An 8,272-nucleotide genomic window follows, 5' to 3' on the forward strand; every position below is an offset into this window, starting at 1 on the left:
ACCCTGGTCGTGCCCTTTCCGCCAGGCGGGCCCACCGACACCAGCGCACGCCTGTTCAGCAAGGCCATGGCCCAGGCCCTGGGCCAGCCGCTCATCGTCGAGAACCGCGCCGGGGCCGGCGGCAGCGTCGGCACCGCGGCGGTCACGCGCGAGAAGCCCGACGGCTACACGTTGCTGTGGGGCGGCACCAGCAGCATCGTGGTGGCGCCGGCCCTGTACAACAACCTGCAGTATGACCCGGTGGAATCCTTCACCCCCATCGGCATGGCGGTGCGCGGGCCGCTGATATTGGTCAGCCGCGAGGAACTGCCGCCCAAGAACCTGGGCGAACTGCAGGCCTATGCCGAGAACCACGACCTGACCGTGGCGTCGGCCGGCACTGGCTCCATCGGCCACCTGACCGCCGAGCTGTTCAAGAGCGAGTCGGGCATGCCGATGCTGCACGTGCCCTACCGCGGCGGTGCGCCCGCCCTTACCGATGTCATGAGCGGCCAGGTCGACCTGCTGTTCGACACCGTCACCCTGCTGACCCCGCAGATCCGCGCGGGCAAACTGCGCGCCTACGCCGTAACCGGCAGCCAGCGCTATGGCGGCCTGCCGGACGTGCCCACCGTGTCGGAAGTGCTGGGCAAGCCCTTCGAGGCCTATTCGTGGTTCGGCCTGCTGGCGCCTGCCGGCACGCCGGCCCCGGCGGTGCAGGCGCTTACCGATGCCCTGGCCGCCGCCGCCAGGGATCCCGGCGTGATCGAGCAGTTGCAGGCGCAAGGCCTGGAACCTGTGGGCGGCACGCCCCAAGCCTACGCCCAGGCCATACGCAACGACCTGGACAAATGGACGGACGTGGTTCGCAGCGCCGGCGTCAAGCCCCAGTAACGGCCTCCGGCCCCATCATCAAGAAGGACACTCTACGATGCCCAACGTTTCTTCCCCTCAGGTCCTGATCGCCGGCGCCGGCCTGGGCGGCCTGACTGCCGCCCTGGCCCTGCAAGCGCGCGGCTACCGCGTGCGCGTGCTGGAACAGGCGGCGCAATTGCGGGAACTGGGCGCGGGTATCCAGCTCAGCGCCAATGCCAACCGCGCGCTTTTTCGGCTGGGCCTGGGCCAGGCGCTGGAGCGCGTCGCCAGCCCGGCCGCGGGCAAGCGGATCCGCCTGTGGAACAGCGGCCAGACCTGGCCGCTGTTCGACCTGGGCGCGCAGTCGGTCGAGCGCTATGGCTACCCGTACCTGACCATTTACCGAGCCGACCTGCACCGCGTGCTGGTCGACGCGGTGCAGGCACGCGACCCGGACGCCATCGAGCTGAACGCGCGCGTAGAGGCGGTATCGCAGGATGCCACGGGCGTCACGGCCACGCTGGCCGACGGCAGCACACGCCACGCAGAAATACTGGTGGGCGCAGACGGCGTGCATTCGCGCGTGCGCGCCGAACTGCACGGCCAGGACCAACCCAGTTTCTCGGGCGCGCTGGCATGGCGCGGCGTTATCCCCGCCGACCGCCTGCCTGCGCATTTGCGCGAGCCGTATGCCGTGAACTGGGTAGGGCCCGGCTCCCACGTTATCCATTACCCCTTGCGCCACGGCGAACTGGTGAACTTCGTGGGCATTCTGGAACGCGACGACTGGCAGGTGGAATCCTGGACGCAGCAAGGCTCCATCGAGGAATGCGCCAGCGATTTCGCCGGCTGGCACGACGACGTGCAAACCTTGATCCACGCGCTGGATATGCCCTTCAAGTGGGCGCTGATGCTGCGCGAGCCCTTGTCGCAATGGACGCGCGGGCGCATTACCCTGCTGGGCGATGCCTGCCATCCCACCCTGCCCATGCTGGCCTCGGGCGCGGCCATGGCCATCGAAGACGGCTACATCCTGGCGCGCTGCCTGCACGAACTTTCCGGCGACCCGGGCCAGGCGCTACTGCGCTACCAGGGCCTGCGCACCGAACGCACCGCCCGCGTGGTACGCGGCTCGGCCGAGAACGCCAGGCGCTTTCATAATCCGGAGCTGGCGCACGCCGCCGGCGCGGCGGCGTATGTCGAAAAGGAATGGAGCGAGGCCCGGGTGCGCGAACGCTATGAGTGGCTGTTCACCTACGATGTCGATGCCCAGCCGGTCGTGGCATAGCGGACGCGCACCGGCAGGAACCGGCCGCCCTACTGCCTCAGGTTCAGCTTGGGAACCAGTTCCTTGAACGCCGCGTCCTGCCGCGCGATGTCCGCCGCGAACTCCGGCGTATCCGCCCAGGCCAGGGTCAAGTTCTGCTTCACGACGGTCGTCTGGAAAACCTCGGATGCATATACTTTCCTGGCGGCCTCGCGCCATTTGTCCAGCGCTTCCTTGGGCGCTCCCTTGGGCATGCCGATTCCGCGCCACACGCTGAACTGCAGATCGTGGCCGCGTTCCTTGAAGGTGGGAACCTCGGGCAGGGTGTCGATGCGCGCGGCCGACATCACCGCCAAAGTGCGCAGCTTGCCGCTTTCGACGTGCTGCTTCAACTCGGCGTACGCCACGGTGGTCGCCTGTACGTCGCCCGCCAGCAAGCCCATGATGGCGGGCGCCGACCCCTGATACGGAACGTGCGTGAATGATGCCCCTACGCTCTCGCCCAGCGCCGCGGCGGCCATATGGGGAATCGTGCCGTTGCCGGCATTGCTGATGGTGACTTTTTCGGGGTGCGCCTTCGCATCGGCAATGAATTCCTCGATGGTTTTCCAGGGAGCGTCGGCACGCACGGTGATGGCGCTGGGGTCGTCGGTGAAACGGGCGATCGGCTGGAAATCGCCGATCGTGGTCTTGCCGATGCCCATCAGCGGCACGACCAGCATCTCCGGGTTCATCAGCAGGACTTTATAGCCGTCCGGCTGGCCGGCCGCCACGTACGACCAGCCGATGGAACCGCTGGCGCCGGGCTTGTTGATCACCATGATGGATTGCGGAAAGTATGCCTTGGCATTCTCGGCGATCGCGCGGGCCGTGTTGTCGCTGCCGCCGCCGGGCTGATAGGCCACCACCATCTCGATGGGCCGGGTCGGGTAGGCGTCGGCAAGGCAGGCGCCGGACAACACCGCCAAGGCGGCGCTCACCACTACTGTATTTACGATCTTCATGTCGGATTCCCCTTCGGTCAATATGCTGCATAGGCATTCATGACAGGGCCGCGGCCATGCCTCGGCCCTGTCGACGGATCAGGCTCCCAGCGCCTTGAGGTCGGCAAGGGTCTTCTTGGTAATGGCGATGGTCTGCTCGCGTTCCGGGCCTTCCAGGTTCAGGCGCGGCGGTTTCACCGTCTCGGCCGACCCCGTGATGATGTGTTCGGCCAGCTTGATGTGCTGCACCAGTTTCACCACGGTGTCCAGGTGGAACAGCGGCGTCAGTGCGGCGTACAGTTCGCGTGCCCGGACGAAGTCGCCCTTGACGGCCAGGTCCAGCAAGGCCACCGATTCCCTGGGCAGGGCGTTGGCCATGCCGGACACCCAGGCTTTCACGCCAAGCGCGGCGCTTTCCAGGATCAGGTCATCGACCCCGCACACGACATTCAGGCGGTCGCCGAAGCGCGAGATCAGGTCGGTGACGCGGGTCGTGTCGTACGACTCTTCCTTGAGGGCGACGATGGTAGGCTCGTCCATCAGTTCCGCCACCACGTCCGGGGTCAAGTCCACGCCGTAGCCACGCGGGTTGTTGTAAAGCAGAATCTCCAGCTTCGACGCCCGCGCCACGTCTTTGTAGAAGCGTATCGTTTCGCGGGCATCCGACTTGTAGGTCAGCCCTGGAAACACCATCAGGCCGTCCACCCCGATGTCCTCGGCTTGCCTGGCGTAGGCAACGGCTTTCTCGGTACTGGTTTCGCCCAGGCCAGACACGAGCGGCACGCGCCCCTTGAGGGTTTCTTTGGCGGTGCGCAGCACCGTCAGCTTCTCGTCGGCCGACAACTGCGCGTTCTCGCCCACCATTCCCATCATCACCACGCCGGCTACGCCGTTTTCAACCAGGCGCTCCAGGCCGGCGCGGATCGCATCCAGATCCAGAGTGAAATCGGGCTTGAGCTTGGTGGTCACGGCGGGAAACACGCCTTGCCATTGAATCGTCATGATCGTTTTCCTGTCAGGAAGGGTTCGGCAAACCGCCGCTGAGTGCAACGCCCGTCGCAACTCATATCGGCTACTTTATATTGGATCCAAAATAGAGTCTGATAAAAAATCCAGCCCAGGCTGGTATTCCCTACAACGCCGCATGAACAGGTGCTTTGGCAGTCGGATCTTGGATCCAATATAATTATTACAGCATCGACGACCTTTCCCGTCTCTACGGGCTTACCCTAGCGACACCGCTTACGACCACGTTGCGCCCATGACATCCCCTTCGCCCCTTCCCCGCACCGGCACTGATTCTCCCCGCAAGATCTTGCGGAAAACCACGACGGAGCTGGTGCTGGACGCGCTGCGCGACCGCATTCTTTCCGGCGATCTTTCCCCCGGCGCCCCCTTGCGGCAGGAACTGCTAGGCGAAGAACTGGGGGTCAGCCGGATTCCCGTTCGCGAAGCCTTGCGCCTGCTGAGCGCGGAGGGCTTTGTGGACACGATTCCGCACCGGGGCGCGTTTGTCTCGATGATCTCCCGCGCCGAAGTCGAGGAATTCTTCGATATCCGCCGCCGGCTGGAACCCTGGATTTTCCGCGAGGCGATTCCCCTGGCCAGCAAAGCTGAGCTGGATAGCGCGGAAAACATCGTGCGCCAGATGGATACGGCCGAACCCCAACGCTGGGGCAGCCTTAACTGGCAGTTGCATGAACACCTTTACCGGCCGGCGCAGCGGCCGGCGGCGCTGAACATCGTGCGCACCCTGCACGAAAAATCCGAACGCTACTTCCGTTTCCAGGTGGTGAACGCCCCGATCCGGCAACAGGCACACGAAGAGCATATGGCCCTGATCGACCTATGCCGCCAGCGCGCGGTCGACCAGGCCGAGGCCGCCCTGGAAGCGCATATCGAAAAAGCCGCCGAACAGATCCTGGCGATCGTCGACCGGCTGCTTACGAAGTAAACCGCGGAATCCGCGCGGGAAACCGCCACCGGCGAATCCTGGGACACATGGTTCGACGGAGATTCCGTGACCAGCGTTGTGTGTCAGCACGGTAACCGCCATGGAGCATGTGCATGGCGCGGAATTGGCGCGGGGCGATGACACGCGGCGGGCATGACGCAAAAAAGCCAGCATTTGCATGCTGGCTTTTTTGTGAATGGTGCCGGTACACCACCCAGGAATTCGACCAAATGAATGGTCGGGGCGAGAGGATTCGAACCTCCGACTCCTGCGTCCCGAACGCAGTACTCTACCAGGCTGAGCTACGCCCCGGTTTGCCCAGGCTTGGCAGCCTGGCTTTCACCGCTTTTCTCAACGATCACGATTGACCGCGAAAGCGCAAAATTCTAACAGGGATTTCTGATAAACGGAAATGGGGAACCCGGCCAGGGCCTGCCGGGCCGCTTCCGCTTCGGCCAGGGCGGCCTGGCGCGCGTGTTCCAGCGCGTCGGTGGCCTGGATGGCCTGGGCCACGGCGGCGAAGTCGGCGTCGCCCGTCTGGATGGCGTTGCGGATGAGTTCGCGCTGCGCGGGCGTGCCGGTTTCCATGACGCGGATCAGCGGCAGCGTGGGTTTGCCTTCGCGCAGGTCGTCGCCCACGTTCTTACCCAGCGCAAGGGCATCGCCGCTGTAGTCCAGCACATCGTCCACCAACTGGAAGGCGGTGCCGATGTGGCGGCCGTAGGCGGCGGCGGCTTCTTCCTGCTGGGGCGTGGCGCCCGCCAACACGGCGCCCACCTGGGCGGCGGCCTCGAACAGCTTGGCGGTTTTGTAGCGCACTACCTGCAGGTAGCGGTCTTGCGACACGTCGGGGTCGTGCACGTTCAGCAGTTGCAGCACTTCGCCTTCGGCGATGATGGTGGTGGCCTCGGACAGGATCTGCATGATGCGCATGGACCCGGCCTCGACCATCATTTCGAACGAGCGCGAATACAGGTAGTCGCCCACCAGCACGCTGGCGGCGTTGCCGAACATGGCGTTGGCGGTTTCGCGGCCGCGGCGCAGGTCGGATTCATCCACCACGTCGTCGTGCAGCAGCGTGGCGGTGTGGATGAATTCGACCACGGCGGCCAGCAAGCGGTGGTGGTCGCCCTGGTAGCCCAGCGCGCGCGACATCATCAGCACCATGGCGGGGCGCATGCGCTTGCCGCCGGCGCCGATGATGTAGTCGGCAATCGTCCGGATAAGTACAACTTCCGAATCCAGGCGTCCGCGGATAACCGCGTCGACGGCCTTCATGTCATCGGCAATAGGGGCGATCAGCTCAGGAAGATTCAAGACGTGTCCGGCAGATTACAAGGCGTGCCGACCCAAGGCGCGTCGGTATGCCGGCTCGGCCATGCCGCACCGGCCTTCCGGGGTCTGGCGAATTATACGGGGTCCGGGCTGCCGGTCCGGTGCCCCGCGCCCTGTCAAAGGCCCCGTTGGCGCAAGTTGGAGTACAGCGCGCGCACGCCGAAGGTCCAGGGGGGAATGGCGTCCGTCAGCCCCACCCGGTTGACCAGCGCGCCCAGGCGGGCTGACGCGATGCGCACCACGTCGCCCTGCCGGTGCGTGAAACCGCTGCCCTGCCCCGCCCGATCTTGCGTGGGCGAGAACATGGTGCCCAGGAACAGCATGAATCCGTCCGGATACTGGTGTTGCCCGCAGGCCTGGCCCACCAGGTCCAGCGGGTCGCGGCTGATCTCGCGCATGTGGCTGACACCGTCCAGGGTAAAGCCATCTTCGCCTTCGATATGCAGCGACACGTCGGCCTGGCGCACGTCGTCGATGGTGTAGTGCTCATCGAACAGGCGCACGAAGGGGCCGATGGCGCACGACCCGTTGTTGTCCTTGGCCTTGGTCAGCAACAGCGCGCTACGGCCCTCCACGTCGCGCAAATTGACGTCGTTGCCCAGCGTGGCGCCCACGGCCTGGCCGCGGCTGTCCACGGCCAGCACGATCTCGGGCTCGGGGTTGTTCCATTCCGACTCGGGCAGCAAGCCCACCCAGGCGCCCGTCCCCACGGACGCCATGGGCGGCGCCTTGGAAAACACTTCGGCATCGGGGCCGATGCCCACTTCCAGGTACTGCGACCATTGGCCGCGCGCCTGCAGCTCGGCCTTCAGGGCCATGGCCTGGGGCGAGCCCGGCCGCAATTGGGACAGATCGGAACCGATCAGGCGATGGATACGCGCCCGTACTTCCTCGGCCTTGCTGGCGTCGCCGCCTGCCTGTTCCTCGATCAGGCGTTCCAGCAGGCTGACGGCGAAGGTAACGCCGGCGGCCTTGACGGGCTGCAGGTCGCAGGGGGCCAGCAGCGTGGGCCCTTCGGCCGTGTTGCCCGCCATGGTGCGCGCCACCACAGCGGCCACCGGACCCAGGTCCGGACCACCGCCGTCGCGGGCAATGGCAAGGCGGTCGGGGTGGTCCAGCAGGTCGGCCACCGTGGGGGCCAGGGCGGTCAGATCGATGACCCGGCCCTGCCGCACCGCCACCACGCAGGGGCCATCGATGGGGGCCGGGCACCACACGCGGCCCACCAGCAGGGCGCGGTCCAGGTCTTCGGGCAGGTCATTCAGGGCAGTCATGCATGTCTCCGTGGCGCGGGACGCGACACCGTCCCGATTCAGCACGGCCTAGTCTAGGAAGACATCCAGGTCATGTCCAATATAATGATCTTCATTCCAATATATTGGACAACCATGCCCCACCCCGGCTATGAAGTCCCCGCCATCCGCCGCGCCCATGACATCCTGCGCGCGCTAGCCGGCCAGCGCGGCCCGCTGACGGCCGCCGACCTGGCGCGCGCCTGCGCCATGCCGCGCAGTTCCCTGTACCTGTTGCTGGACACGCTGGCGCAGCGCCGCTGGATCGACCGCGCGGGCGATGGCTATGTGATCGGGCTGGAACTCATGGCGCTGGGAACGGCCTACCTGCGGCACGATGGCCTGCAGGCCGCGTTCCGGGCAGCGGCCAGCGAATTCGTCGAACGGCACAACGAGGTCATGCAGCTGGCGGCGCTGGACGGTGCCGACGTGGTCTACCTGGCCCGCGAAGACGCGCACCGGCCCGTGCGCCTGGTGTCGGAACTGGGGTCGCGCCTGCCGGCCCATGTTTTGGTGGCCGGCGCTGCCAGGAGTGCTGCTGTTTCGACTTCGTTGAGGTAGCAGACTTGGGGTTTGCTGGTCTTGGCGGGTGGGATGGTGAGGATTC

The 8,272-nt window shown here is 65.9% G+C and carries 7 protein-coding genes, 1 tRNA gene and 1 pseudogene; 4 read left to right on the forward strand and 5 right to left on the reverse strand.

The window, feature by feature from the left end:
• Window positions 1-873 (forward strand): Bug family tripartite tricarboxylate transporter substrate binding protein (locus tag LPZ50_RS18240; protein WP_230663350.1); only part of this gene is annotated, 873 nt, incomplete at its 5' end.
• A gap of 37 nt (window positions 874-910) precedes the next feature.
• Window positions 911-2,122 (forward strand): FAD-dependent monooxygenase, encoded by a 1,212-nt coding sequence (locus LPZ50_RS18245; RefSeq protein WP_230663352.1) that lies wholly within the window; start codon window positions 911-913, stop codon window positions 2,120-2,122.
• Window positions 2,123-2,151: 29 nt separating this feature from the next.
• Here the strand turns inward: LPZ50_RS18245 and LPZ50_RS18250 are convergent, their stop codons facing one another.
• Both LPZ50_RS18250 and LPZ50_RS18255 read right to left on the reverse strand, forming a co-directional pair.
• Window positions 2,152-3,105: a tripartite tricarboxylate transporter substrate binding protein gene (locus LPZ50_RS18250; RefSeq protein WP_230663354.1), complete on the reverse strand. Its 954-nt coding sequence runs from the start codon at window positions 3,103-3,105 to the stop codon at window positions 2,152-2,154.
• Window positions 3,106-3,183: 78 nt separating this feature from the next.
• Window positions 3,184-4,086, reverse strand: a complete 903-nt coding sequence (locus tag LPZ50_RS18255) for a dihydrodipicolinate synthase family protein (protein WP_230663356.1) — start codon at window positions 4,084-4,086, stop codon at window positions 3,184-3,186.
• A 259-nt stretch (window positions 4,087-4,345) separates the two neighbouring features.
• Between LPZ50_RS18255 and LPZ50_RS18260 the strand changes: the two genes are divergently transcribed.
• Complete coding sequence (locus LPZ50_RS18260) at window positions 4,346-5,038, forward strand: GntR family transcriptional regulator (protein ID WP_230663360.1); 693 nt, start codon at window positions 4,346-4,348, stop codon at window positions 5,036-5,038.
• 235 nt (window positions 5,039-5,273) lie between these two features.
• Here the strand turns inward: LPZ50_RS18260 and LPZ50_RS18265 are convergent.
• The 3 genes from LPZ50_RS18265 to LPZ50_RS18275 all read right to left on the reverse strand — a co-directional run bounded on the left by LPZ50_RS18265 (window position 5,274) and on the right by LPZ50_RS18275 (window position 7,647).
• Window positions 5,274-5,350: transfer RNA gene (locus LPZ50_RS18265), tRNA-Pro, on the reverse strand.
• Between the two features lie 39 nt (window positions 5,351-5,389).
• A complete protein-coding gene (locus LPZ50_RS18270; protein WP_230663362.1) occupies window positions 5,390-6,355 on the reverse strand; it encodes a polyprenyl synthetase family protein in 966 nt (321 codons plus the stop codon).
• Between the two features lie 134 nt (window positions 6,356-6,489).
• Entirely contained in the window at window positions 6,490-7,647 is a 1,158-nt protein-coding gene (locus LPZ50_RS18275) for a fumarylacetoacetate hydrolase family protein (RefSeq protein ID WP_230663364.1), read from the reverse strand.
• A 72-nt stretch (window positions 7,648-7,719) separates the two neighbouring features.
• On the opposite strand from LPZ50_RS18275, the pseudogene LPZ50_RS18280 reads away from it, so the two are divergent.
• Window positions 7,720-8,208: pseudogene (locus LPZ50_RS18280) on the forward strand (IclR family transcriptional regulator); the annotation flags it as partial.
• Window positions 8,209-8,272 lie beyond the last annotated feature (64 nt).

Source organism: Bordetella petrii (genome assembly GCF_020991325.1).
Classification (GTDB): domain Bacteria; phylum Pseudomonadota; class Gammaproteobacteria; order Burkholderiales; family Burkholderiaceae_B; genus Bordetella_A; species Bordetella_A petrii_E.